Source organism: Hyphomicrobium sp. (assembly GCF_047600905.1).
GTDB lineage: Bacteria > Pseudomonadota > Alphaproteobacteria > Rhizobiales > Hyphomicrobiaceae > Hyphomicrobium_B.
This window is the reverse complement of the sequence record NZ_JASGKD010000001.1, coordinates 2441995-2465351: the sequence shown is the minus strand read 5'-3', so window position 1 is coordinate 2465351 and position 23357 is coordinate 2441995. Positions and strand designations below refer to the sequence as shown.

Below are 23357 nucleotides of genomic sequence, written 5' to 3'. Positions count from 1 at the left end.
GGTCCGGATGTCAAAAAAGGGGTTCACCTGCGGAAGACCGGCGTGTCGATGAGGCTGCAGTGACGCTCTCGCTTGCCGGAAAAGCCATGACGACGTCGGTGCCGCTGCCTTTTTTCGAGCGGATTTCGAGCAGGCCGCCGTGCAACTCGATCAACGCCTTGGCAATCGGAAGCCCGAGCCCCGCGCCTTCGCGCCATCGCGAGCGGCCGCCATCGACTTGTCCGAACGGCGTCATCGCCACATCGAGTTCCTGCGCGGTCATGCCGACACCGCTGTCGCGAATGGCGACGATGGTGCCGCCGCTGACGCTGCGATGTGCGATCACTTCGACGATGCCGTCGGCCGGCGTGAACTTCAGTGCATTGGAGATAATGTTCATGAATACCCGGCGCAACTTCATCATATCGCCGCGCGTCACCGGCAGATCGGCGGCGATTTCGCATTTGAGATCGACGTGTGCTTCGCTCGCCATCATCTTGTAGGCGTTGACGCTCGCTGCAAGGATCTCGCCGACGTTCACTTCCCGCGCATCGAGCGTATACTTCCCGCTTTGAATCTTCGAAATGTCGAGGATGTCGTTGATGACCGAAAGCAGGTGTTCGGCCGCGTCATGGATAAGTGCCGCGTATTCGACGATGTCCTTGTCGGGCAGACGTCGTTCGTTATGCTGCGTCAACAGCTTCGAAAAGCCGATAACGGTATTGAGGGGCGTCCTGAGCTCATGGCTCATGTTCGCGATGAACTCGGATTTCACCTTGCTCGCGAGTTCGGCTTCGATGCGGGCGGTTTGCTCGGCAACTCGGGCGCGGTGACGCAAGACGGCATCGCTCAGGAGCGACGCGTACTCGTCCATCAAGGAGTTGGATTTTCCCTGTCCAACTGATCCAAACATCATAAAACGCCGCTCGACGCGATGGCTGCAATCACCGTAATCTATGAGTGACTGCCTAACCTGAGGTTAATCTTCGAGCGCGGCGCAGCAGGCGACTATGGCGTGCAACGCCTTAAAATTCCGCGAAAATGGCACAGATTGACGAACTGCCGCGGTCCGCGTCGCGTCTCAGCGCATGATGAACTTGAACGGCTGCGTGAAGGCCAGCGGCTTGATGCTGACTTCGGGCGGGATGGGCGGAAACGGTGCGGCCCGGTCAAGCGCTGCGGCTGCCGCCTCGTCGAGGCTCTTGGAACCCGAACTCGAAGCAATTTCTTTCGACAGCAGCTGCCCGTCGAGACCGATCGTATAGCGCAGCACGACCGTGCCCGATGCGGCGACGCCCGGGGTCCGCTTGGCTTTCTGCACACGCTCGTTGATCTCGTTCATATACCGTCCGAATGCTTTCGCATCGCCGCCCGAAGCCTGCCCTGCGCTTTGAACGGCCTCAACCACTGCGACCTGCGCCGGTTGATTGATCATCCTCGCGGTCTCGGGTGGCGGTGGAGGCGTATTGGGCGGCGGCGGTGGTTCGTCCTCCTTGATGACCGTCTGTTCGACGGGGCTTTCCGCCGACGCGATGACGTCGCGCAATTCATCCGGCTTCTTCTCTTCGGGCGGCGGCGGCGGTGCTGCCACCATCGGAGTAATTTCGGCTTGTTCGTGCACCGCTTCCGCTTCGCCCTTGGTCACGCCGACATCCGCATTGGCGCCCTGAACGAGCATGACGTCCATGCCTTTGCCGACGTCCATCGCTTGGATGTCGGTGTCCTGCAAATGCGGAAGCATCGCGTAGCCAATCGTCCCGTGAACAAGCAGGGACAGAAGAATGGCTGCAATTCGCAAGTACATTCCCGGCGGCTTTCGTCTCTAGTTGTTGGCAGTAGCCCCTGCACTTGCCGACGACGGCGACGGCTGAGAGAGCAGCGAGACACGGGCGTATCCTGAATCACCGACCCGGCCCAGAAGCTCCATCACATCGCCGTAGGCGATCTTCCGGTCGGCCCGGACGTAGACGACGGAATCGCCTTCCTGAGCCTTGATCTGTTCGAGCCGGGGCACGAGCGTGTCGCGCGTCACCTCTTCGTCGCGAATGTAGATCTTGCCGTCCGGTGCCAGCGAAACGACCATCGGCTTTTTCTGTGCGCCGACCTTGGAAGCGGTCGTTTTCGGTAGCTCGAGCGGCACGCCCTGCACCATCAGAGGCGCCGCCACCATGAAGATGATCAGCAGCACCAGCATGACGTCGACGAAGGGCGTGACGTTGATTTCGGCGAGCGGCTTGTAGCCGTCGTCGTCATCACCTCCCGAGCCGCTGCCGACCGACATTCCCATTAGTTCGCACCTTCCAGGCCGCGCCGCGACATCGTCCGGGCAATGCCGACGATCGCGGGCATCACACGTTCGGATGCGCGGCCGAGCGCGACAGTGATCTGGTTATAGAAAATAACGGCGGGAATGGCCGCAGCGAGACCGACGGCCGTGGCAAATAGCGCTTCGGCGATGCCGGGCGCGACGACCGCAAGGCTCGTGTCCTTCTGCTGCGCGATTGCCGTGAACGAATTCATGATGCCCCAGACCGTTCCGAACAGGCCGATGAACGGCGCTGCCGACCCAAGCGTCGCCAGAAACGGCAGGCCCTGTTCGATGCTTTTGAGCTTGCGCTTGACCGCGGCGCGCATCGCGACCTCGAGCCGGTCGCGCACTTCGCCGGTCGACGCATCGCTCGCAGCCTCGCTCCATTCCGTGCGCGCCGCTTCGCCAACCGCTCCGATCAGGCTGTTCGCGCGCGCCTGCGGCAGCGCCGCCGCTTGCCCGCTCTTCTCGAGCTTGCTGATTTCGCGATTGAGGATCCAGACGCGGACGAATTTCTCGAACGCCATCGCCCAGCAGATCACCGAGGCCGCGAGCAGCCCCAGGATGATGCACTTCACGACGATGTCGGCGTGATGGAAAAGGCCAAGGATAGAGAGATCGCGCGTGGCGATTTCTTCGGACATCAAAAATAACGGGTTCATCGCACTACTTTGAAAGTTGAACGTTGGTCAGCGTCGACGTTTTGAGATTATCGAGACAGCCGGAAACCGGCCCGCCCTCGGCCTTGCATTCCATCACATCGTTGACGAGGAACGAGCCGATTTTATCGCACTGGATTGCGTCGATCTCGAACAGCTTGACCGATTTCTTCTTCGCTTTCAGCGGCGCCAGATCGATCGAAAACCGCTTGCCGATGACGCCGTCCGTCTGGAACAGGACAAGGTCGATCTTGTAGGATTGGTACGTCGTATCGCCGAGGTTGTTGACCACGATATAGGCCCTGCAGCCCTTATCGGAAGGCTCGAGCTTGTTCAATTCGACGTGCAGGCCCGCAGGGGTCGGCGGCGCCGCAGTCTCGGCCGCGTGTCCCTTGTCCGAATGAGAGTCATCATCCGGATCGGCGCTTGCCAATGTTGCCCACAGGCAGACCGGAAGAACAAGCATCCAAGAAATCGAGAAACGTTTCAGAGTTCTGATCACGTTTAGACTTTCCATGGCGTTTGAATTGAGGTTTCAAAAACGCGTGTAGCTACTTTGTTTCGCCGTTGCCAGTGTGAAATTGTTAAGGCGAGGCAGATCCGTCGCCGGTGGGGATTTTTGATTTAGACCAATTATTGCGAGGGGATAGGCTGGCGCTTTTAACCCCGATTTTGCCAGCGCAGCGCATCAAGACTTTTTCCCGAATACGATCAAGAATAATTCCCGATCATGGTTGCGGCTCGGCAACTCGGAGGAAATGCCGGAGCGGGGCGCTAGGCTGCCCGGTCGAGCTTCGGGAGGCGGGCGGCGCGCCGGATCTCGTCGAACATCGCCGCGAAACTCATCAAACCGGGTTCGCGGTCGTCCGCGATGTCGGCCAGAACCGCACCGACGATCTTGCTCTGATGTCCTTCGAGCAGCATGACCGCCCTTTTCGCGAGCGCACGCGGCGTCCTGTGCCAGGCTGTCAGGAACACGATCTGGTCGGCGAGATCGGCCAGCACGCGCACGTCCGGCGCTTCGAGCAACGGTGGCGCCGAGATCACGATCGTCGGAAACCGGGCCCTGAGGTGCCGGAAAGCTGCCGCGAACTCAACCGAACGCAGCGCCGCCGCCGCGGGAAGTGGGATCGGCGCGGGACCGCAAGCGGGAAGGAAGTGCACGCCCGTCATGTTGTCCCGCAGAATGACATTCTCGATCGGGCCATGCGCCGCGATCTGATCGAGCAGCCCCATCGTGGCTCCGGGCGCGAGTTGCCGCGTCAGCCCCTTGCCCTCTAGATCGCAATCGACGAGCAACGCCTTTTGCCCCGCGATCGCGAAGTGGTGTGCGATGTTGGATGCAAACGACTCTGAGCCTTCGTTCGCGAGCGCCGACGCCACCATGATGACGCGCGTTTCTCGATCCTTCGAGCGGTCTAGCAGTTCCTGGCAGGCCGTCCGCACGGCTTCGGCATAGCGGCAACCGGGCTCCGCAATGATGAGGCGCGCGCGCCGTGCCCGCATTTCCGGTGCATCGGTCTGCTTGACCGACGGCAGCGACGTCATATGCGGACACGCCAGCATTTTCTCGACTTTCCGTGTGCGCTGGCGGGCGTCCCGTTCAAGCGCCAGTGCCAGAGCCAGCATGAGAAGGAACGTCGAAATTCCGGTTGCGGCGACGATGCGCAGGCGCTGCGGACCAGCCGGTCGCCGAGCGGGCCGGGCGCTGTCGACCACCCGCGCGGCGGCAAGCGTGCGCGTCAGCCCATACTGGTTGAGGACGGATTGAAAGACTTTTTCCGAAGCGGTCGGCTCGGCCGTTCCTTGCTGGGCTGCCTCGTCCGGCGATGCGCCCGGCTGGTCCTGAGCGATATAGCGAGCGGCGACGGCATTGGCGATCGCTGCGGCTTTGACCGGATCGCGCGACTCGGCGCGGATGTTGATCAGCGATGAACTGTGCACCCGCCGGATCGTCAGCCCCGAGGCGAGCGTTTCGCGCGCGAAAGTTTCGCGTCCAGCCTTCGCAAACGGCTGCAGCATCCGCCATATCAGTGACGGCGTCGCGAATTCCGGGTCTTGCCCGAGATGCAGCGCTTCCACCACGTCATCGAGAAGGGACGGCGAGCGCAAAGCCTGCATCTCTTTTTCGATCGCGATCCGTTGCGCTTCCAGCCCGACCGGGCCAGTGGCATCCGCCGCTTGCGAAGCGGTTGAAAGTTTCGGCCGCGGATCGATTTGGATGATGGCCGACGCAGAATAATGGTCGGGGACGAATGCGACGGCCAGCAGAGCCAGCAGCGAGGCGGCAAGCGGCAGAAGCACGATCGCCTTGGCGCGCCTGACGATCGCCGACCCGGCGCCGGCAAGCCCAAGCCCGAATTTGCGTGTGTTCGCGACTGCCCTGTCTTCGCCCATGGCCCGGCGTGATCCTCACGGGTGCCGGCCGACGCGAACATGCCCGGCACCTCATTCGCCGGCATCCCGCCGACTCAGTGGTTATTGTCACGACCAAAAGTGAACAGGATGTTGTCGATGCGGCTCCAGCGAGTGCATCTGCATCCGAGTTTCGACGGTCGGACGAGGGTCAATGGTCTCTTAGTGGCCCAAGGCCGTAAGCGTCGCGCCGCCCTGGCGCACGTCGTAGGCACATCGAGCCTTCGCATTCGCCGCCATGAGGATTACTTGCGGATCGCGGAAGCGTTGGTTCCACAGCGGGTTCTGCGTGTCCCAGATCGCCACGCCGATGTCGGGATTGCCGATGACGGCTTCCGCCTTCGATCCCGCGCCCCACACGTTGCCGTCATCGTGCCCCGATGTACCGCGCTTCAAAGCCGCCCGGCGGCAGACTTCGATCGCGCGATCGCGATAGGCCTCGACCACGGCATCGCTCATCGCAGTGCGATAAGTGTTGTCGTGATACCAGACCTTGCCCCCTGCGAGCAGGGCCAGCCCCAATAAGATCATCCGCATGGACGCCGCTCCGGACGCGAAAACGTAAGTCGTAGTTACGCTCGATCCTGCGCCGCTTATGGTGAAAAAAACGTTGCCCTGCGGCACGTTGCGGTGCAGCGCAGGCGCAAACCGTACTTGTCAGGCCCGGTTTGGTCGGGCACAAGCGTCCGGCGATCAACGTCCGATGTCCGGAGACCCCTCATCTCATGTCCAAGAAGAAGATCCTGATCACGTGGCCTCTACCTGAAGCTGCCATGGCCCGCGCGCGTGCGACCTACGACGTCATCGCCCATGGGGACAACCCGAAGATCACCGTCGAGGAGATGCTCGAGACCGCCAAATCGGTCGATGCGATCCTGCTGACGCTCAATGAGAAGTGCCCGGCCCCGGTGATCGAGAAGGTCCCCGAGAACATCAAGTGCATCTCGACGTTCTCGATCGGCTTCGATCACATCGATCTCGAAGCCTGCAAGAAGCGCGGCATCAAGGTCGGCAACGCCCCGCACGGCGTCACCGTCGCGACCGCCGAGATCGCGATGCTGCTGCTTCTGGGTTCCGCCCGCCGCGCCTCCGAAGGCGAGAAGATGATCCGCACCCGCTCATGGCCGGGCTGGCAGCCGCTGCAACTCGTCGGCCAGCGTCTCGATAACAAGAAGCTCGGCATCTACGGCTTCGGCAAGATCGGTCAGGCGCTCGCGCAGCGCGCCCGCGGCTTCGACATGGAAATCCATTATTACGACATTTACCGCGCCAAGCCCGAGGTCGAGGCGAAGTACAACGCGACCTACCACGACAGCCTGGACAGCCTCTTGAAGGTCTCGCAGTTCTTCTCGATCAATGCCCCGTCGACGCCGGAGACGCGCTACTTCTTCAACAAGGACGTCATCGAGAAACTGCCGCAGGGCGCCATCGTCGTGAACACGGCACGTGGCGACCTCGTCAAGGACGAGGACATGATCGCCGCGCTGAAGTCGGGCCGTCTCGGATACGCCGGCCTCGATGTTTTCGCCGGCGAGCCCAAGATCAACGAAGGCTACTACGACCTGCCGAACACGTTCCTTTTCCCGCATCTGGGATCAGCCGCCATCGAGGCGCGCAATCAGATGGGCTTTGAAGCGCTCGACAACATCGACGCCTTCTTCGCCGGCAAGGACATGCCGTTCAAACTGGCGTGACGCCTCAGTTTTGTCATTCTCGAACGGCGAGGCTCCGAGCCGTTCGGGAATCCAGCGCAAACTGCCGAAGGCTCCAAATATACTGATCTTCGAGGAGTCTTGTGCTGGATCTCCGGTCTACGACGTGGCTCCGCCACGCTCGACCGAGGACGACGGATAGGCTTATCCCCTCCGCCCGCGCTCTCTCATCATCCACGAGGCGATGCCGAGCAGTCGTGCATCGTCGCCGCGCGCGCCGACCAGCTGCACGCCGAGCGGCATCGCCTGAACCGATAGCAGCGGCAGCGAAATGCACGGCATGCCGAGATAAGTCCACAGCCCATTGAACATCGGGCTGCCGGTAGCCTGAAGCCCTGTCGGCGCGATCCCCTGCGCCGCCGGAGTCAGAATGGCGTCGTGATTGACGAGGATCGGCCGCAGCGCGTCGTAGAGCGTTTCCTGCTTCATGCGCGCATCTTCGTAGCTTTGCGCCGAAAAAGAGCTTCCCTCGGATATGATTTCCTTGAGCCGGGCGGAGACGCGATCGGGATGGGCTTTCGCGATCGGACCGTAGTTGCGTGCAATATCGGAGAACTGCACGATCTGCTGCAGGCGGATGATCTTGTTGAAGCCCGCCGGCAAATCCGCTTCCGTCACCTCGACGGTGCCTTTGAAGGTCGAGGCGAAAAGCTCGAACGACGCCCGCATCTGATCGTCGCCCTGCGGCCACGCCGGCGTCTTGACGATCGCCAAGCGCGGCGGCCGCTCTCGCGCCATGGCGGCCGCCTGCGCCAGGAGCGGCTTGGCGCCCGTCGTCATGTCGCGATCGCGGACGTCGAAACGGCTGATGCTGTCCATGAGCAACGCAATGTCTTCGACGGAGCGCGCATAGCCGCCGATCGTGTCGAGAGGCGCCGATTGCGCGAACACTCCCGCGCGCGAGACATATCCAAATGTTGGCTTGAACCCGACGACGCCACAGTAGGAGGCCGGCCGGATGATCGAGCCCGCCGTTTGCGTCCCGAGCGCCAGGGGCACCTGGAAATCGGCGACCGCCGCCGCCGAGCCGGACGACGATCCCCCCGGCGTGCGTTCGAGATCGTGCGGATTGCGCGTCGGACCTGGACCGAAGAACGCGAACTCGGTCGTCACCGTCTTGCCGAGAATGATCGCGCCCGCCGCCTTCAGCGACGAGACGACGAAAGCATCCGCCGCAGGTTGACGTCCCGCGAAAATGGGCGAGCCCAGTTCGGTCGGAAAGTCCTTCGTGTCGATGATGTCCTTGACGCCGACGGGAATCCCGGCGAGTGCACCCATGGCCTCGCCGCTCGCTCGCCGCCTGTCGCTTTCGCGTGCCGCCTCGAGTGCCCGTTCGGCATCGATGCGCACCCAGGCGTGCACGTCCGGATCGCGCTTTTCGATCCGCTCCAGATGAGCGCCGACAAGCTGTTCCGATGTGAAGTCGCCCGCTGCCAGCGCCCGGCGTGCCTCCGTGGCGGTCAGCCGAAGAAGTTTTTTCGACTCATGTGCTCCCATGTCCGTCACATGCAGCGGCTGCCGAACTCTTGCAACGTGGCATGTGGACGAAACCGGGTTTCGTTATGGCGAGGAACGATTTTTTCTTCAGCAAGCCTGCGCCCGAGACAAAAAGCGCCGCAGAGGCCGTTCATTAAGCCTCCGAGCCAATTGTATCCGGCGCGGTTCGGTACTAGGACACGCGCGGAGACGAACAATAAGAAGACCCTTGAGGACACGAACTATGTCGAGAAAGCATCGCCGCCCGGGCCGCCACTTTTTGCAGATCCCTGGGCCGACCCCCGTACCGGAGCGCATCCTGGCCGCCATGTCGCGCCAGATTCTCGATCATCGCGGTCTTGAGTTCGGCGAGCTTGGCCGCCGCGTTCTGAGCGGTATTAAGGGCCTGTTCAAGACCCAGGGCCACGTCATCATCTATCCGTCGTCTGGTTCTGGCGCCTGGGAAGCGGGCCTTACCAACACGCTCTCGCCCGGCGACAAGGTGCTGATGTGCGAGACCGGCCAGTTCGCCGTGCTCTGGGAAGCAATGGCGCGCCGTCTCGGCCTCGAAACCGATGTCATCCCGACCGACTGGCGCATCGGAGCCGACGCCAACGCCATCGAGAAGAAGCTTCGCGCCGACACCGGCAGGAAGATCAAGGCCGTCTGCGTCGTGCATAACGAAACCTCGACGGGTTGCCTGACGCGCCTCGATGAAGTCCGCAAGGCGATCGATGCGGCCGGGCATCCTGCGCTGCTGATGGCCGACGCAATTTCTTCGCTCGCCGCCGCCGACCTGCGCCACGACGAGTGGGGCGTCGACGTGACGGTCGCTGGATCGCAGAAAGGCATGATGCTGCCGCCGGGCCTGTCGTTCACTGCGATCAGCGCCAAGGCCATCGAAGCGACGAAGACGGCTCAGTTGAAGAAGTCGTACTTCGCCTGGGACGACATGCTGGCGATCAACGCCACGGGCTACTTCCCGTACACGCCCGCGACCGGCCTTCTCTACGGTCTCGCCGAAGCGATCGACATGATCAACGAGGAAGGCCTGGAGAATGTCTTCGCACGCCACGCCCGTCTGGCCGAAGCGACGCGCCGTGCGGTCCGTGCCTGGGGATTTGAAACCCAGTGCCGCGACGCGAAGTATTATTCGCCGGCCGTCACCACCGTGCAAATGCCGGAGGGCCATAACGCCGACGCCTATCGCAAGATCGTGCTCGACAACTTCAACATGTCGCTCGGCACGGGCTTGAACAAGATCGCCGGCAAGGCGTTCCGCATCGGCCATCTGGGCGACACCAACGAGCTGACGGTTCTCGGTGCCCTGACGGGCGTCGAGATGGGCTTCGAGCTTGCGGGTGTGCCGCATAAGAAGGGCGGCGTCGCCGCTGCGATGAGCTACATCGCCGAGACGGCAAACCCTGCAGAAGCTGCGAAAGCTGCTGCCGAATAACAGACCGCATCCGACAAATGTCATCCTCGGCTTCATGCCGAGGATCCATTCCGAAGCTGGTGCGGTTGCCAAATGGATGCTCGGGACCAGCCCGAGCATGACAGCGTTTTCCATCATATCTCGTCCGGCCGCAGCGCGCCGACGCTGCTCGGCATTTACCCGGAGTTTACCAGGTCCGCCCTCAGTTGACGCTTCCGGCGCGTTGGTGGCGCGACGACGGCCAGGAGTTCAGGCTCGGTTTACTCCGTATTCGTAGCATTGGTCGTCACGCGGCAAGGTGTGAGACCGATGCATTATTGGCAATTTCGCAGATCGATCCGCGCGTGGCTGATTGCCCTCGTCGTATTTATCCTGGTCTGTCCGCTCCTGGTTCTCGCCATTGTCGCGGCTTCGCGATGTGAAGAAGAGGCCTGCCTCGGAACCGCATTTCGCGTCGCGACGTCGCTGAAGCCTGCGGGCGTCGCTATCGTCCTCGTCGGCCTGATGGTCGCTTCGTGGCATCGCCTCCGCGGCACCAGCCTCAACCGTTGCTGGCTTGCGCCGGCGGCTTTTTGGTTGATCGGATCGTTTACGTATCTCTGTGTCACCACGATCTTCTTCAGCGCTGGCCAGGTTTCAAGCTTCGTCCTGGGAGCCGCACCGTTTCTGTTCTTCCTTGCATTCGCTACGCTGCTTGCCGCGAATTTCGAGACCGAGGAGACATCTTGCCGCGACGGCGACATCGCATGGAAGATCGCCGCGTGGGCGACCGGGTTGAGCATGATTTTGGCGTTTCGTCAGATCATGTCGATTTGGATCTTCATTCCGGGTGTCGGCCCAACGATTTCCAGCGGCCTCGAACGATTTGTGCTTTCATTGCCCGATGCCGTCCGAATGATCCTCATCGGCCAGCCCGGGCAAATCGCCCTCTGGATCGACTTGGCGGTTTTCGTCGCTGCTCTTTTCGCCGCCGATAAAGGACCGCTGGTCGCCGCCGCCGGCCCTCATAGCTCCGCCCCCGACAAGCCGCATGACGCTGTCCAGCGTGTCGGCTTCGGCCGCAGGTTTGTCCCAGCGAATGCGGTGAATACGCGGAAAGCGCATCGCGACGCCTGATTTGTGCCGCGTCGACGGCTGGACGGAATCGAACGCCACCTCGAACACGATATGAGGCTCGACGGCGCGCACAGGACCGAACGCTTCCGTCGTGTGCCCGCGTATCCACTTGTCGAGTTCGAGCAGCTCTTCGTCCGTGAAGCCGGAATAGGCCTTGCCGACCGGCACGAGCTGCGTATCGCCGTTGCCGTCGCTCTTCCACACGCCGAACGTATAATCGGAATAGAAGGATGATCGCTTTCCCGATCCGCGCTGGGCATACATCAGGACGCAATCGAGCGTCAGAGCCGCGCGCTTCCACTTGAACCATTCGCCTTTGACGCGTCCGGCCTGATAAGGGCTCGCACGCCGCTTCAGCATCAAGCCTTCGATGCCTTCCGCGCGCGCCGACGACCAGAGCTCGCCAAGCTCTCCAAAAGTCTTGAAAGGAACGAGGGCCGATACGTCCGTCAGTCGCGGATGATGCTTCGCGTGCCAAGCTTCAAGCCGCGCGCGCCTTTCTTCGAACGACAGGCCGCGCAAATCTTCGTGCCCGTCGAACAGCAGGTCGTAAAGCCGCACATGCGGCGGATACATCTGCATCATCTTGGCCGTCACGGTCTTGCGGTTGAGGCGCTGCTGCAAGTCGTTGAACGGCGCGATCTCGCCATCACGCATTACCAGCAGTTCTCCATCGACGACGCAGTCATGCCCGTGGAAGGCGCTCCGAATTTCCGGAAACGCTGCCGAAATGTCGTCGCCCTGGCGCGAGAACATTTTGACTTCGCCGCCGCGCGCCGCGATCTGCACGCGAATGCCGTCCCACTTCCATTCGGCGGCGAAATCTTCCGGTGACAGCCGCGGCCAGTCTTCTTGTTCGATCGGATGCGCGAGCATGACAGGGCGAAAAACAGGCTTTGCGCCCGGGTCGGGCCGCTCGGCGTTGCCGTCGAGCCATTGAAACAAGTCGAGGTAAGGTGGCGTCAGCGCGTGCCAGATTTCTTCGATCTCGCTGACGTCGCGGCCGTAGGCTTCCGCCAGCGCCGTCCGCGCCAGGCGTGCCGAGACACCCACGCGCGGCGCCCCGCCGATAAGCTTCAGAAGCGCCCATCGTCCCGTCGCATCGAGCTGATCGAGCAGATGGCCGAGCCGCTCGGTCCGCTCCGCGGTCGTGCCGTCGCTCATCGCTTCGACGACGGCGCCAAGCGAAAGCTCTGGCGCCTCCCCTGAATTATCACCCCACCCCCGACCTCTACCCGTCGATGGGAGGTGAGAATGCACCGATTCCCTCTCGCCGCGTGCGGGGAGAGGGTCAGGGTTAGGGGCGGGGGTAAGATTGAAAACCAGCTGTTTTGAGTTGTCGCCTTTGCCGGCGCCGCGCCCCTTCCCCGCCAACGAAAGGGGAGAAGTGGGCGACACGGCATCCTCTTTGCTCGGCGTAGAAACGACCGCCCGCTCATCCGGCCAGAGCAGCGACACCGTCTCCGCCGTATCGCCGACGTAATCGCGCGAAAGCCGATAGAGCACCGGATCGATGAAGCGCGAGATCAAATCGCTCAACATCCGCCGCAACGGAATGCGGATCGGCACGCCGTCCGTGAGTGCCGCAAGCGCCCAGCCGCGGTCCGGATCGGGAGCTGAGCGAAAGTAATGCCCAAGCAGCGCCACCTTGCGATTGCGGCTCTGCGTATAGACAAGGCAGTCGAGCAGGCGGGCAAACGCGCGCATCGCTATTCCGCCTCCTCTCCGTATCCGACGAGCGCCAGAGCCCGCGCCTTGCGTCCGATCGAACCTAGGTAGTGCACCAGCGCGTCCTCGCGCCCGTGCGTCACCCAGACTTCCTCCGCTTCCGTTTCGATCACCGTCTGGATGAGTTCCGGCCAGTCGACGTGATCGGAAACGACGAGAGGCAGTTCGATGCCCATCTGCCGCGCACGTCCGCGCACGCGCATCCAGCCGCTCGCGAACGCCGTCACCGGATCTCCGAACCGTCGCGACCAGCGGTCTCCGAGCGCCGAGGGCGGGCACATCACGATGCCGCCGCGCATCGACTTCGGATCGGTTTCGGAAACGGCGTGCAATTCGCCGAGATCGATGCCGAGCTTCTGATAAAGCTCCGACAACGCCATCACACCTCCATGCAGGTAGATTGGCTTGTCATATCCGGCATCGCGGACCACGCGGATCATCCGCTGGCACTTGCCGAGGTTATATGCCCCGACGAGATGCGTGCGATCGGGCTCCGCCGCGAGTGACGCGATCAGCTTCTCGGCCTCGTGCGAAGCTTTCTCATGCCGGAACACCGGCAGCGCGAACGTCGCTTCGGTGACGAACACATCGCACGTTACGAGTTCGAACGGCGCGCATGTCGGATCGCCGGCGCGCTTGTAGTCGCCCGAGATCACCGCGCGCTTGCCGGCCCACTCGATCACGACCTGCGCCGAACCGAGGATATGTCCGGCCGGTGCGAGCCGTACGCTGACGCCATTGATCGAGATCGCCTCGCCAAGCGCCAGCGGCTGAAACGACCCCGCGCAGTCTTCGCCGTAGCGAACTTTCATGATGGCAATCGTCTCGGCGGTCGCCAGCACCGCGCCATGCCCGGCGCGGGCATGATCGCTATGGCCGTGGGTAATGATCGCGCGATCGACCATGCGCCCGGGATCGATATAAAAATCGCCGGGTTCGCAATAAATTCCGGATCCGACCGGGTACAACCACGTGTCGACGGCAGGGGATGGTGAGGTCATAAACTACTAAACGCGCGAAACCCGCGATCGCCGCTACGGCGAAACGACGTTCACGCAATAATATCAGGAAGCAGCCTGTCCTCGATCTGCGTGATGCGATCCTTGAGAACAAGCTTCTTCTTTTTCAGGCGCTTGATCAGTAGTTGGTCAGCCGAGGGGTTACCTTCAAGGGCCACGATCTCGCTGTCGAGCTGTCGGTGCTCGGCACGCAACGTCACCAATTCTTCCCTGAGCTCGCGTTCGTCACGCCGCTCCATGCCGATTCCCTGCCGCTACCACTCAAAGCCGATGCCTTTTGGGCGATTGCCTACGTTCTGGCAATCCTTTCCGAGCTCGACTCCGGGCAAACCTTCTAATCGTTTGGATTTATTTTACGAATCACTAATAGCCGCAGCTATGCACTGCAGCGTAACAAAATTCAAACATCCAAGCCTCATCCTACGACCCGTTGGACAACATGCGAAACGTGTGGCACGATTTCAACGTCGGCAATCTCCGTAGGAGGCAACTGATGACGATTACGGCTCATCTTGTGGAACTCGCAGAGAAGCATCGGGCACTCGAACAAAAAATCGATCAAGCGGCGGCAAGTCCGGGCTCCGATGACATCGAAATCCGCAGATGGAAACAGGAAAAGCTGAAACTCAAAGATGAGATTGAGCGCTTGCGGCGCGAGACGCGACACTAGCTCGAAGAAGAAAACCAAAACATATTTTGATCGAAGCCCTGTCGCCGGCAACAATCCGGGCGGGGCTTTTATATTTTTGGCCGAGGTATTCAATTCCGCGCCTGTAACGTTTGGTGCGGCGACACAAGGCCGACCGGCTATATCGCGAAATCGCGAATGTCATCCTCAGGACAAGCCCGAGGATGACATTTGTCTAGAGTTCGCCCGTTAAGGTGCGGCCCGGCGCGAGAACGAAACCGCGTAGGCCTGCGAGCGCATGGGAAAGATCTTGTCGTTCTCCGGCCCTTCGATGCCGTCGACGACATTCGTCGGATCGAAGATTCCCGCGTCGCACGTCTTCGCATCCTCGAAGTCGGTGATAGAAAGCGTGCCGAGCGTCACCGTCTTGCGCTGGTCCTCCGGCCAAAGCGCGGTCGGATCATCCGTCGGGTCTCCGGCTTCGCCTAGAATGGCAATCAGCTTGAACTGAGCCGGACCTTTCGCCAGCCGTTCCTTGAGCTCGGGCCGGTAGAAGTCCGGATCTTTGTTTTTTGCGTCTTCATCCGAGATGGCAGCCTCGCCTGCCAGCGGGAGGGCCTTGTACTTGATGATCTGCTTCTTGCCCTCGGCGTTTGTGAACGTGAAAGCGTGCACGCCCCAGTAGTCGACGGTTGCAAAGCTTGCCGGCACTGGTCGCGCATTGAGCCACTGCGCCTGGCGCGTCGAGTTCGGATTCTCCTTGAAATATTCCCCGATTTTTTCCTTGTCCTTCGTCGCGACTGTCGTCAGCAGTTTCAGGAATTGATCGGGATCTTTGGCGACGAATACCGGCGCCGAGATCATCAGCAGGTCGGTGGTGTTGCCCTTGCCGAGATCGAAATGCAATGCGATGGCGCGGACATTGTCTTTCTGGCCGTTAGGAGCCTCGGGATTGCCGCCGCCCATCGAGAAGCGGCCGATGACACCGACCGGCGTTTTCGAATTGAAGTGCGGCGCCTTCGTCAACGTCGCGGCATCCGCGGAGGCGACGAAATTTCCCTTCACGCAGATGCCGTGCGTGTGCGCCGCGCGCTGACCTGGATGTGCGCCGAAGACGGCGTTGAGGGCGTTGACGAGACTTTCCGCGTCCGCTTCGGCATGGGCCCGAGCGAGTGGGAAGATTGAAAAGGCCGCGACGAGCGTGGCGGCAGCTACACGCCGATAGGAAACCATTGGACGCTTCTCCATTGCAATTCTGTATGAACGGAAATCTCGCCGAAAGACGCTAGTCTCATACCCCCTCCGGCGCATATCGAACAGATGTTGCAATATGGGCAACGCACCATGCGCGGCTCTTGGCCACGCGCGCCGAGATCATTCCAATCGAAAAAACATATGTCGGCGCGGACGTTCACGAGAGCGCGGCCGTACATGTGCGAATGTATGCAAACGGCAGATAACGAGATCGCTGAAAAGGCCGCCGGGTGGCTCGGCGGCCTTCTCGTTTTTCGCTCTGAACGCCTTTAGACGGTTATGCGACCACGATGATGTCGACCACCTCGAGCGTGTCGGGATCGACGATGGCAACGTGCGACTCGTCGATCATGAAATATTCATAGCCACTGTAATCCGGCACGATCGCAATGATCGCTTCAGGTACGGCGTAGAAGTGCACCGAGCGCGGCACGACGACGCCGACATTCACGGCAATGCCGATGTCGCGCGCCGGAGCGACGCGATGGCCCGAAAACGCTGCGCGGACGCGGGTCTTCTGCTCCGGACTGATGTTGGTCAGCGACCCTTTCGGGCGAGCCTTGCCTTCCGTTCCTTCGCTGGCGCCGGTGGCTCCCTTCTCCGTACGCGATTTATCTAGCGCCTGTTCGGAGTTTTTGCGCTCGTTGCTGTCTGCGCGATCATTGCCATCGGGGCGATCGCTTTCCTTGAGCTTTTGATTGTTTCCTTCTGCCTGCCGATCGCGCTTGAGTTCTTTCTGCTCGCTACCCGCCGCCTGGCGATCGCTTTTCTCGCCGAAATTTTCGGAAGCTTTTCGATCGCTCTTCATTTCGCCGCCGCCAAAATTCTTTGACGGGGCGGCCTCACTTCCCTTCATCGCCGGCCCTGCGTCGCCTTTCATGGCACCTGCAGGACCACCGTTGTTGGGATCGGCCAGTGCGAATGTCGAGCCCGCAAAGAGCGCGACCGCAACAATAGAATACTTCAGCATGAGCATCTCCATGCGTTGACACACGAAATGTGTTGATGCGCGAACCGCGAGTAACTCGCGTTCGCTTGGTCAACGTGCTCGGAGGGGCGCCGTTCCCATCCAATAATGTGGAACGTGTGCTGAAAGATTCTCGCGCGCATTATTTGAGGAAAACAGACCCTCAAATCGCCCGCTGGCTTGAGCCGGCGTTGTGACGCCAATACTGCGCTGCACAAGAATTAGAGCAATGAATCGCCATCAAATCTTGGCTAGTGGCGCGAACTCTTCTTGTCGTCGCCGGGTTATCATCTTACGATTCCAAGTATCTTCAATGTAACCACGGTGATCGCGATGACAGATACCGCCACAGTGGAACCGAAAGCCGACGCAACTCCGATGCGCGACCTCACCAAAGCCGAGGTCGATCGCTTCCTGTTCGGAAAACACATCACGGCTTGCCCGGTCTGCGGACGCTTCCGCTCCAATTGCGATGTCGACATTCACATGCTGACATGCGAGCGCAAATCGTCTTCGAGCAATGCGCCCGTCAACGTCCTGATGATCGTTTGCCAGAATTGCGGAGCCATCCAATTCCACGATCGCTCCGTGATCGCGAAATGGCTAGATTGCCAGCATAAAGTCTGGGTGAAGTAGGGACGGGTCAGCGCCCAGCTCTATTCCATCGACAGGATGAAGTTGCGCACCACCGGATAGATCTCGCGCTCCCACCGCTTGCCGTTGAATGTGCCGTAGTGGCCGACGTTGGCTTGCATGTGATGGCGCTTGAGATGCGGCCGCAGCGATTGACAGAGATCATGCGCCGCTGACGTTTGCCCCAAAGCGCAAATGTCGTCGCGACCACCCTCGACGGTCAGCAGCGCCGTCTTCAGGATCTTGCCCGGATCGACCTTGCGCCCGTGATAGGTGAATTCACCCGTCGCGAGTTCTGCGCGCTGGAAAATCCGGTCGATCGTTTCGATGTAGAATTCCTCCGTCAGATCGAGAACGGCGAAATATTCGTCGTAGAACGTTTTGATCTTCTGAGCTTCGGCGATCTCGCCGTTCGCCAGATGGTCATAGAGCTTTTGATGCTGAGCGCGATGCCGGTCGACGTTCATTGCGACGAAGCTGAAGAGCTGAACGAAGCCCGGATAAACCCGGCGGCCTCGCCCTTCGTATCGCACCGGCACGCGCGCGGTCACGTTCGCCTTGAACCATGACAGGGGCTTATCGGATGCGAGCTTGTTGACCGTCGTCGGGCTTTCGCGCACGTCGATCGGCCCGGCCATCAGCGTCATCGACCGCGGCGTCGCCGGATGCTTGTCTTCCGACATTACGGCAACGGCGACGAGCGTTTGCACGCACGGCTGACACACGGCGAGAAGATGCGTATCCGGTCCGATTTCTTCGACGAAGCGAATGATATAATCGACGTACTCATCGACACCGAACCGGCCGGCTTCGAGCGGAACGTCGCGCGCGTTCGTCCAGTCGGTGATATAGACATCGTGATCCTGCAGCAGGGTTTCGCACGTTTTCGCAAGCAGCGTCGCGAAGTGTCCCGACAGCGGCGCCACAACCAGAATCTTCGGCTGCGGCGTATCGATATCCTTACGGAAGTGCAGCAGGTTTCCGAACGGCAGGCTGAGCGCCACCTCTTCCGTCACCGGCACGTCGCGATTGCCGACTCGAACCTTCGGGATATCGAATTCCGGCCGTGCGTGCGTCAGCTGAAAACGCGAGATCATCTCCAGCCCCGCCGACAGGTGCTGCCTCAAGGCATCGACCGTCGGCAAAAGCTGCTGCTCGACCACGGCCTTGGAACTCTTGGCGGCGTCGCGGAAGGGAGCAAGCAGGTCGTCTTGAAGCTGATAGGCCTGATAAAGCATCTCGCCGAAAAGTCCCCGTCGGTAACCGAAAAATGCATGCGACTGAAAAACGTAGTGCATAGTGTGTTGGCCTGCGAGACAATTGTTTAGGCAGGTTTTGGTGGGACGGAGCTGGTCGCCGATGGCGAATGCAACGCTGACGATATCTTCGAAGAACTATTCGTCCTGGTCGTTGCGGGGGTGGCTTCTCTGCCGCATGGCCGGGCTCGATTTCGACGAAGAGCTTGTTACGACGGACGATCAGGAGGTTCGCCAGGAGCTGTTGCTGCTCTCGCCGTCGGTCCGCGTGCCTCGGCTGACCGATGGCAACGTCACCGTCTGGGATACGCTGGCGATCGCCGAGTACTTGAACGAGATTGCTCCAAAAGCAGGCCTCCTGCCCGCAGATCAGGCAGCGCGAGCACACTGCCGCGCGGTCTCCGGCGAGATGCATTCCGGATTCTACAATCTTCGTTCGGCGCTGCCGATGAACCTCAAGGCGCGCCATCAGTTCTTCAAGATCTTTTCAGGCGCCCGCCCCGACGTCGAACGCATCAAGACCATCTGGGTGGAGTGTCTGGAGAAATACGGCGGACCTTATCTCTTCGGCGCCAAGCCGACTGTCGCCGATGCCATGTACGCACCTGTCTGCACCCGCTTCCGGACTTACGCCGTCCCGCTCGAACCACGGCTCGCGGAATACTGCGAAACCATTTTCCATTGGCCGCTGATGCAGGAATGGACGCAGGGCGCACTCGTCGAACCCGACGAGATCGTTGAACTCGAAGTCGAGTTCTGATCGCAATTTCATCGTAGGATTTTCGCGGCCGTGCGCCGCTGGTCGGATCCTCAAAGCATTTCTGAACTGGCATTGAATGCATCGACGGAGAAGCTCAAAAAAATCGTTTGAGCCTCGCTCGCGGAATCGCGATACTACCTGTGCTTGCACCTCGCACGCATGCACCGAAAAGTGGTAAATGAGGGATCAAATGACAGCAAATGCTGCGATGGCGGCCTCAGCCATGGCCGGAGCCGGCGCGCGTGCTTGAGCAGGCTGTCAGGGCCAAAAACGCCTATCGGCCCGACCTCGATGGCTTGCGAGGCATCGCCGTTCTGGCGGTCGTCGCCTATCATCTCGATCTGCCGTTCGCGTCCGGCGGATTTGTCGGTGTCGACGTCTTCTTCGTTCTCTCCGGCTATCTCATCACCCGGCTGATCGCCGCCGAACTTCAGACCGGCGACTTCAGCATCGCGCGATTTTACGAGCGCCGCATTCGCCGCATCGTGCCCGCACTGGTTTTCGTCTGCGCCTGCACCACGGCCGTGGCCGTTACATTCCTGCTCCCCGACGAATTGCTGCGCTATGCCAAAAGCCTGATCGCCACCGCATTCTCGGTCAGCAATATCTGGTTCTACGCGCATTCGGGCTACTTCGATGCGGTCAGCGGCAGCCAGCCGCTGCTCCATACCTGGAGCCTCGGCATCGAGGAGCAGTTCTATATTGTCTTTCCCTTGATGCTCATGGCCGTCTACCGCTGGTGGCCGCAAGCGCTCGGCAAGATCATCTGGCTGGCATTCACCGCATCGCTGATCGCGAGCATCGTGTTTCTGCCGCAACACCCCCTCGCCACGTTCTACCTTTTGCACGCCCGCGCCTGGGAGCTGCTGACCGGCGCCGTCGTCGCACTGGGCTTGGTTCCGCCACCGGCGTCGCGCGCTCAAAGCGAAGCAGCTGCTACACTCGGCATCGCCGCCATTGCAGTTTCGATATTCGCTTATACGACGAAGACGCCGTTTCCCGGCGCCGCCGCACTTCTTCCGTGCATCGGAACCGCGATGGCGATCTGGGCCGGCGAGCGCAGCGGCGCACGCGCGACCAGCGCTCTGAGCTTTAGGCCGCTCACCTGGCTGGGCCTCATTTCCTATAGCCTCTACCTCTGGCATTGGCCGCTGATCGTCTTCACCAAGCTCGCGATGTCCGGGCCTCTCCATCTCGAGCATCAGGTCGCGATCGCGGTGATCGCCGTCGTTTTCGCGACAGGCACCTGGTATTTCATCGAACAACCGTTCCGCCGCCGCGGCCCCGCAGGCTTTTCTCGCGCTGAAATCTTCAAGGGCGGAGCGCTCAGTCTCGGTGCGCTGACGGCCGCCGCCGCTGGCCTGATCACGTTGAACGGTATGCCTCAGCGGTTCCCCGCGTCCGTACTGGAAATCGATGCCGCCCGCGCCGATTCCAGTCCTTTGCGTGCGAAGTGCCACTATGATTTTAAACTCCAACACTCCTACGATGACACCTGCATCATCGGAGACAGCGTCGCGCCGAGCGTCATCGTCTATGGCGACAGCCATGGCGCCGAACTCAGCGCCGTGCTCGGCGACATCGCGAAAGCCCGCCATGCCAGCATCCGCCAGGTCACGGCCTCCGGCTGCCCGCCGGCTGTTGGTTTTTCGTTCCCCAATGATGACCACTGCGAGCGCTACAACGCCGCAATCATCGATCGATTGAGTTCCATTTCGCCGACGACAGTCGTGCTTGCAACATACGCGCTCGGCTGGAATCGCGAATACCCCGAGCAGTTCTTGCCCGCCATGGAACGCTCGATTGCGGCCCTGCGCTCCGCCGGTCATCGCGTCATCGTCGTCGGACCGGTGCCGGATATGCCTGATGCCGCGAGCATTCCAGCGGCGGTCGCGCGATGGACAGCCAAGGGCCGCGATCCCAAAGACTTCTCATTTCCTGCAAAGGATTTGGGCGAGCTTGAAGCGCGCCTGAGCGCGATAGCGACCGCCAATGGCGCGATCTTCGTGCCGATATCGCCGCAGTTCTGCTCCGAGACGCGCTGCAAACCATACGCCGACGGCGCGGTTCTGTACTTCGACAACAATCATCTCTCGATGAGCGGCGCGCAGCTGATCGCCAACCGTGTGCTCGTCCCGGTCATCTGGCCGGAACCTTCGCTCTCCAACCTCCGTTTCGAACGCTAGCTCAGACCGGGAGAGAGTGCGCGATCAAGCCTCTTTCGCCATCTCGCGCAACTTGAATTTCTGGATCTTGCCGGTCGAAGTCTTCGGCACTTCGGCGAACACGATGTGGCGCGGAACCTTGTATCGCGCGAGCCCCGCGCGGCACCATTCGAGAATTTCATCGGCGGTCGCCGACGAGCCGGGCCTGAGCTCAATGAACGCGCACGGTGTCTCGCCCCATTTCTCGTCCGGCTTGGCAACGACCGCGCAGAAGGCCACCGCCGGATGCTTGTAAAGCACTTCCTCGACCTCGATCGACGAGATGTTCTCGCCGCCCGAGATGATGATGTCCTTCGACCTGTCCTTGAGCTGGATGTATCCGTCGGGATGCATGACGCCGAGATCTCCGGAATGGAACCAGCCTCCGGCGAAGGCTTCGTCCGTCGCCTTCTCGTTCTTTAAATAGCCCTTCATCACGATATTCCCGCGGAACATCACTTCGCCCAGCGTCTCGCCGTCGGGTGGCACTTCGCGCATCGTCTCTGGATCGCGGACGGTGAGCCCTTCGAGGGCGACGTAACGCACGCCCTGACGAATACGCTTGGCGCTGCGTTCGGCGGGCTCGAGATCGCTCCAAGACGGGTCCCATTCGTTGATGGTCGCGGGACCATAGGTTTCCGTCAGCCCGTAAAGATGTGTGAGGTGGAAGCCTGCGTCCGTCATTGCCGAAATGACCGCGGCGGGCGGCGGTGCCGCGGCATGATTGAAGGCGACGACGTGCTCGATCTTCTGCTTCTCGTCGTCCGGAGCGTTGAGCAGCGTCGCCATCACGATCGGCGCGCCGGAAAGATGCGTGACCTTGTGCGCGACGATGTACTCATACATCGCCTTGGCGCGCACCCATCTGAGGCAGACGTGCGTGCCTTGCACCATCGTGATCGTCCACGGGAAGCACCAGCCGTTGCAATGGAACATCGGCAGGGTCCACAGATACACCGGAAACCGCGTCATCCCCGTCGAGATGGCGTTGGCATAGCACATCAACGCCGCGCCCCGATGATGATAGACGACGCCTTTCGGATTTCCGGTGGTGCCTGACGTATAGTTGAGCGAGATCGCCTCCCACTCGTCCTGCGGCCAGCGCCATTTGAAGTCCGGATCGCCCTTCGACAAGAACGCTTCGTAATCCAGCGACGACAGCGCTTCGCCCGTCTGCGGGAATTCGAGATCATTGTAATCGATGATGACCGGCTTCACCTTCGCCATCGACAGCGCCGACTTGATCACGCTGGAGAACTCCCGGTCGGTGATCAGGACCTTCGCTCCGCCGTGGTCGAGCTGGAATGCAAGGATCGCCGGATCGAGTTGGGTGTTGAGTGTCAGAAGAACCGCGCCGGTCATCGGCACGGCATAATGCGCTTCGAGCATCGCCGGCGTGTTGGCCAGCATGACGGCGACGGTATCGCCCGGGCCGATGTAGTTCATCGCCAGCGAGCAGGCGAGCTTTTTGCAGCGCGTGTAGAATTCCGAATACGAAATCTGCCTGTTGCCGTGAATGATCGCCGTGTGGTTCGGCGCGGCGACCGCCGAGCGCGACAGGAACGATAGCGGTGTCAGCGGCTGATAGTTCGCTGGGTTCTTATCGAGGTGGTGCTCAAATGGGTTCGACACGATCACGGGCCCTGCTTCTTCCTGCATGCGAACGTCGGGCTTCTGAAACCGAAGCGCCTTCGACATCGCCTCGACGCTAGCGAAAGCGCTACCCGCCGACAATGCCGGAATTGGCGAAAGCCCGTCGTCCGTCCCCGGAAAGAAAAAACGCGCAGGCGGCCGATATCATGTTTTGA

Annotated in this window: 21 protein-coding genes; 6 read left to right on the top strand and 15 right to left on the bottom strand. The window is 61.1% G+C overall.

All coding sequences use genetic code 11. The features are described from left to right. Positions 1-10 precede the first annotated feature (10 nt). The 7 genes from QM780_RS11835 to QM780_RS11805 all read right to left on the bottom strand — a co-directional run bounded on the left by QM780_RS11835 (position 11) and on the right by QM780_RS11805 (position 5898). Positions 11-853, bottom strand: a complete 843-nt coding sequence (locus QM780_RS11835; protein ID WP_415070668.1) for a sensor histidine kinase — start codon at positions 851-853, stop codon at positions 11-13. A 207-nt stretch (positions 854-1060) separates the two neighbouring features. Then, positions 1061-1783 carry an energy transducer TonB family protein gene (locus tag QM780_RS11830; protein WP_415070667.1) on the bottom strand — a complete coding sequence of 241 codons (723 nt, stop codon included), beginning with the start codon at positions 1781-1783 and terminating at the stop codon, positions 1061-1063. A gap of 18 nt (positions 1784-1801) precedes the next feature. Next, on the bottom strand, positions 1802-2266 hold the full coding sequence (locus QM780_RS11825) for an ExbD/TolR family protein (protein WP_415070666.1): 465 nt from the start codon (positions 2264-2266) through the stop codon (positions 1802-1804). Next, positions 2266-2949 carry a MotA/TolQ/ExbB proton channel family protein gene (locus QM780_RS11820; protein ID WP_415070665.1) on the bottom strand — a complete coding sequence of 228 codons (684 nt, stop codon included), beginning with the start codon at positions 2947-2949 and terminating at the stop codon, positions 2266-2268. The genes QM780_RS11825 and QM780_RS11820 overlap by 1 nt, the downstream gene beginning before the upstream one ends. 4 nt (positions 2950-2953) lie before the next feature. Further along, positions 2954-3412: a hypothetical protein gene (locus tag QM780_RS11815; protein ID WP_415070664.1), complete on the bottom strand. Its 459-nt coding sequence runs from the start codon at positions 3410-3412 to the stop codon at positions 2954-2956. Between the two features lie 308 nt (positions 3413-3720). Next, positions 3721-5343, bottom strand: a complete 1623-nt coding sequence (locus QM780_RS11810; RefSeq protein WP_415070663.1) for a Wzz/FepE/Etk N-terminal domain-containing protein — start codon at positions 5341-5343, stop codon at positions 3721-3723. Between the two features lie 180 nt (positions 5344-5523). Next, positions 5524-5898 (bottom strand): hypothetical protein, encoded by a 375-nt coding sequence (locus QM780_RS11805; protein ID WP_415070662.1) that lies wholly within the window; start codon positions 5896-5898, stop codon positions 5524-5526. A gap of 188 nt (positions 5899-6086) precedes the next feature. Between QM780_RS11805 and QM780_RS11800 the strand changes: the two genes are divergently transcribed. Next, on the top strand, positions 6087-7055 hold the full coding sequence (locus QM780_RS11800) for a 2-hydroxyacid dehydrogenase (RefSeq protein WP_415070661.1): 969 nt from the start codon (positions 6087-6089) through the stop codon (positions 7053-7055). 162 nt (positions 7056-7217) lie between these two features. On the opposite strand, the gene QM780_RS11795 is transcribed toward QM780_RS11800, so the two are convergent. Next, positions 7218-8570, bottom strand: a complete 1353-nt coding sequence (locus tag QM780_RS11795; RefSeq protein ID WP_415070660.1) for an amidase — start codon at positions 8568-8570, stop codon at positions 7218-7220. A gap of 223 nt (positions 8571-8793) precedes the next feature. Here QM780_RS11795 and QM780_RS11790 point away from each other — a divergent pair, with 223 nt between their 5' ends. Continuing rightward, a complete protein-coding gene (locus tag QM780_RS11790; RefSeq protein ID WP_415070659.1) occupies positions 8794-10005 on the top strand; it encodes a pyridoxal-phosphate-dependent aminotransferase family protein in 1212 nt (403 codons plus the stop codon). Positions 10006-10857: 852 nt separating this feature from the next. On the opposite strand, the gene QM780_RS11785 is transcribed toward QM780_RS11790, so the two are convergent. From QM780_RS11785 to QM780_RS11775, 3 genes are read right to left on the bottom strand one after another with little or no spacing between them, the layout of a single operon-like run. Next, positions 10858-12807, bottom strand: coding sequence for a cisplatin damage response ATP-dependent DNA ligase (locus QM780_RS11785; protein ID WP_415070658.1), 1950 nt, complete (start codon positions 12805-12807; stop codon positions 10858-10860). A 2-nt stretch (positions 12808-12809) separates the two neighbouring features. Beyond that, on the bottom strand, positions 12810-13829 hold the full coding sequence (locus QM780_RS11780) for a ligase-associated DNA damage response exonuclease (RefSeq protein WP_415070657.1): 1020 nt from the start codon (positions 13827-13829) through the stop codon (positions 12810-12812). A 50-nt stretch (positions 13830-13879) separates the two neighbouring features. Next, positions 13880-14086, bottom strand: a complete 207-nt coding sequence (locus tag QM780_RS11775) for a DUF465 domain-containing protein (protein ID WP_415070656.1) — start codon at positions 14084-14086, stop codon at positions 13880-13882. 254 nt (positions 14087-14340) lie between these two features. On the opposite strand from QM780_RS11775, the gene QM780_RS11770 reads away from it, so the two are divergent. Next, entirely contained in the window at positions 14341-14517 is a 177-nt protein-coding gene (locus QM780_RS11770; protein WP_415070655.1) for a YdcH family protein, read from the top strand. 207 nt (positions 14518-14724) lie between these two features. Here QM780_RS11770 and QM780_RS11765 read toward each other — a convergent pair whose 3' ends face one another. Together QM780_RS11765 and QM780_RS11760 are read right to left on the bottom strand one after the other, a co-directional pair. Next, on the bottom strand, positions 14725-15708 hold the full coding sequence (locus QM780_RS11765; RefSeq protein WP_415070654.1) for a catalase family peroxidase: 984 nt from the start codon (positions 15706-15708) through the stop codon (positions 14725-14727). Between the two features lie 298 nt (positions 15709-16006). After that, complete coding sequence (locus QM780_RS11760) at positions 16007-16699, bottom strand: DUF1236 domain-containing protein (protein ID WP_415070653.1); 693 nt, start codon at positions 16697-16699, stop codon at positions 16007-16009. Between the two features lie 330 nt (positions 16700-17029). On the opposite strand from QM780_RS11760, the gene QM780_RS11755 reads away from it, so the two are divergent. Then, positions 17030-17332: a hypothetical protein gene (locus tag QM780_RS11755; RefSeq protein ID WP_415070652.1), complete on the top strand. Its 303-nt coding sequence runs from the start codon at positions 17030-17032 to the stop codon at positions 17330-17332. A 20-nt stretch (positions 17333-17352) separates the two neighbouring features. Here the strand turns inward: QM780_RS11755 and QM780_RS11750 are convergent, their stop codons facing one another. Next, positions 17353-18567 (bottom strand): polyhydroxyalkanoate depolymerase, encoded by a 1215-nt coding sequence (locus QM780_RS11750; RefSeq protein WP_415072029.1) that lies wholly within the window; start codon positions 18565-18567, stop codon positions 17353-17355. A 121-nt stretch (positions 18568-18688) separates the two neighbouring features. On the opposite strand from QM780_RS11750, the gene QM780_RS11745 reads away from it, so the two are divergent. Then, entirely contained in the window at positions 18689-19345 is a 657-nt protein-coding gene (locus tag QM780_RS11745) for a glutathione S-transferase family protein (protein ID WP_415070651.1), read from the top strand. 242 nt (positions 19346-19587) lie between these two features. Then, the gene (locus QM780_RS11740) at positions 19588-21531 is read left to right on the top strand and encodes an acyltransferase family protein (RefSeq protein ID WP_415070650.1); all 1944 of its coding nucleotides are present in this window, start codon (positions 19588-19590) and stop codon (positions 21529-21531) included. A 24-nt stretch (positions 21532-21555) separates the two neighbouring features. On the opposite strand, the gene QM780_RS11735 is transcribed toward QM780_RS11740, so the two are convergent. Next, positions 21556-23181, bottom strand: coding sequence for an acyl-CoA synthetase (locus QM780_RS11735; protein ID WP_415072028.1), 1626 nt, complete (start codon positions 23179-23181; stop codon positions 21556-21558). Positions 23182-23357 lie beyond the last annotated feature (176 nt).

What these genes read in the sequence shown, in the direction of transcription:
- QM780_RS11800 (WP_415070661.1), top strand. Translation starts at nt 6,087, where the DNA reads ATGTCCAAGAAGAAGATCCTGATCACGTGGCCTCTACCTGAAGCTGCC.
- QM780_RS11825 (WP_415070666.1), bottom strand. Translation starts at nt 2,266, where the DNA reads ATGGGAATGTCGGTCGGCAGCGGCTCGGGAGGTGATGACGACGACGGC.
- QM780_RS11750 (WP_415072029.1), bottom strand. Translation starts at nt 18,567, where the DNA reads ATGCTTTATCAGGCCTATCAGCTTCAAGACGACCTGCTTGCTCCCTTC.
- QM780_RS11815 (WP_415070664.1), bottom strand. Translation starts at nt 3,412, where the DNA reads ATGCTTGTTCTTCCGGTCTGCCTGTGGGCAACATTGGCAAGCGCCGAT.
- QM780_RS11795 (WP_415070660.1), bottom strand. Translation starts at nt 8,570, where the DNA reads ATGGGAGCACATGAGTCGAAAAAACTTCTTCGGCTGACCGCCACGGAG.
- QM780_RS11790 (WP_415070659.1), top strand. Translation starts at nt 8,794, where the DNA reads ATGTCGAGAAAGCATCGCCGCCCGGGCCGCCACTTTTTGCAGATCCCT.
- QM780_RS11760 (WP_415070653.1), bottom strand. Translation starts at nt 16,699, where the DNA reads ATGCTGAAGTATTCTATTGTTGCGGTCGCGCTCTTTGCGGGCTCGACA.
- QM780_RS11835 (WP_415070668.1), bottom strand. Translation starts at nt 853, where the DNA reads ATGGACGAGTACGCGTCGCTCCTGAGCGATGCCGTCTTGCGTCACCGC.
- QM780_RS11775 (WP_415070656.1), bottom strand. Translation starts at nt 14,086, where the DNA reads ATGGAGCGGCGTGACGAACGCGAGCTCAGGGAAGAATTGGTGACGTTG.
- QM780_RS11770 (WP_415070655.1), top strand. Translation starts at nt 14,341, where the DNA reads ATGACGATTACGGCTCATCTTGTGGAACTCGCAGAGAAGCATCGGGCA.
- QM780_RS11805 (WP_415070662.1), bottom strand. Translation starts at nt 5,898, where the DNA reads ATGCGGATGATCTTATTGGGGCTGGCCCTGCTCGCAGGGGGCAAGGTC.
- QM780_RS11820 (WP_415070665.1), bottom strand. Translation starts at nt 2,949, where the DNA reads ATGAACCCGTTATTTTTGATGTCCGAAGAAATCGCCACGCGCGATCTC.
- QM780_RS11755 (WP_415070652.1), top strand. Translation starts at nt 17,030, where the DNA reads ATGACAGATACCGCCACAGTGGAACCGAAAGCCGACGCAACTCCGATG.
- QM780_RS11780 (WP_415070657.1), bottom strand. Translation starts at nt 13,829, where the DNA reads ATGACCTCACCATCCCCTGCCGTCGACACGTGGTTGTACCCGGTCGGA.
- QM780_RS11785 (WP_415070658.1), bottom strand. Translation starts at nt 12,807, where the DNA reads ATGCGCGCGTTTGCCCGCCTGCTCGACTGCCTTGTCTATACGCAGAGC.
- QM780_RS11745 (WP_415070651.1), top strand. Translation starts at nt 18,689, where the DNA reads ATGGCGAATGCAACGCTGACGATATCTTCGAAGAACTATTCGTCCTGG.
- QM780_RS11765 (WP_415070654.1), bottom strand. Translation starts at nt 15,708, where the DNA reads ATGGTTTCCTATCGGCGTGTAGCTGCCGCCACGCTCGTCGCGGCCTTT.
- QM780_RS11830 (WP_415070667.1), bottom strand. Translation starts at nt 1,783, where the DNA reads ATGTACTTGCGAATTGCAGCCATTCTTCTGTCCCTGCTTGTTCACGGG.
- QM780_RS11810 (WP_415070663.1), bottom strand. Translation starts at nt 5,343, where the DNA reads ATGGGCGAAGACAGGGCAGTCGCGAACACACGCAAATTCGGGCTTGGG.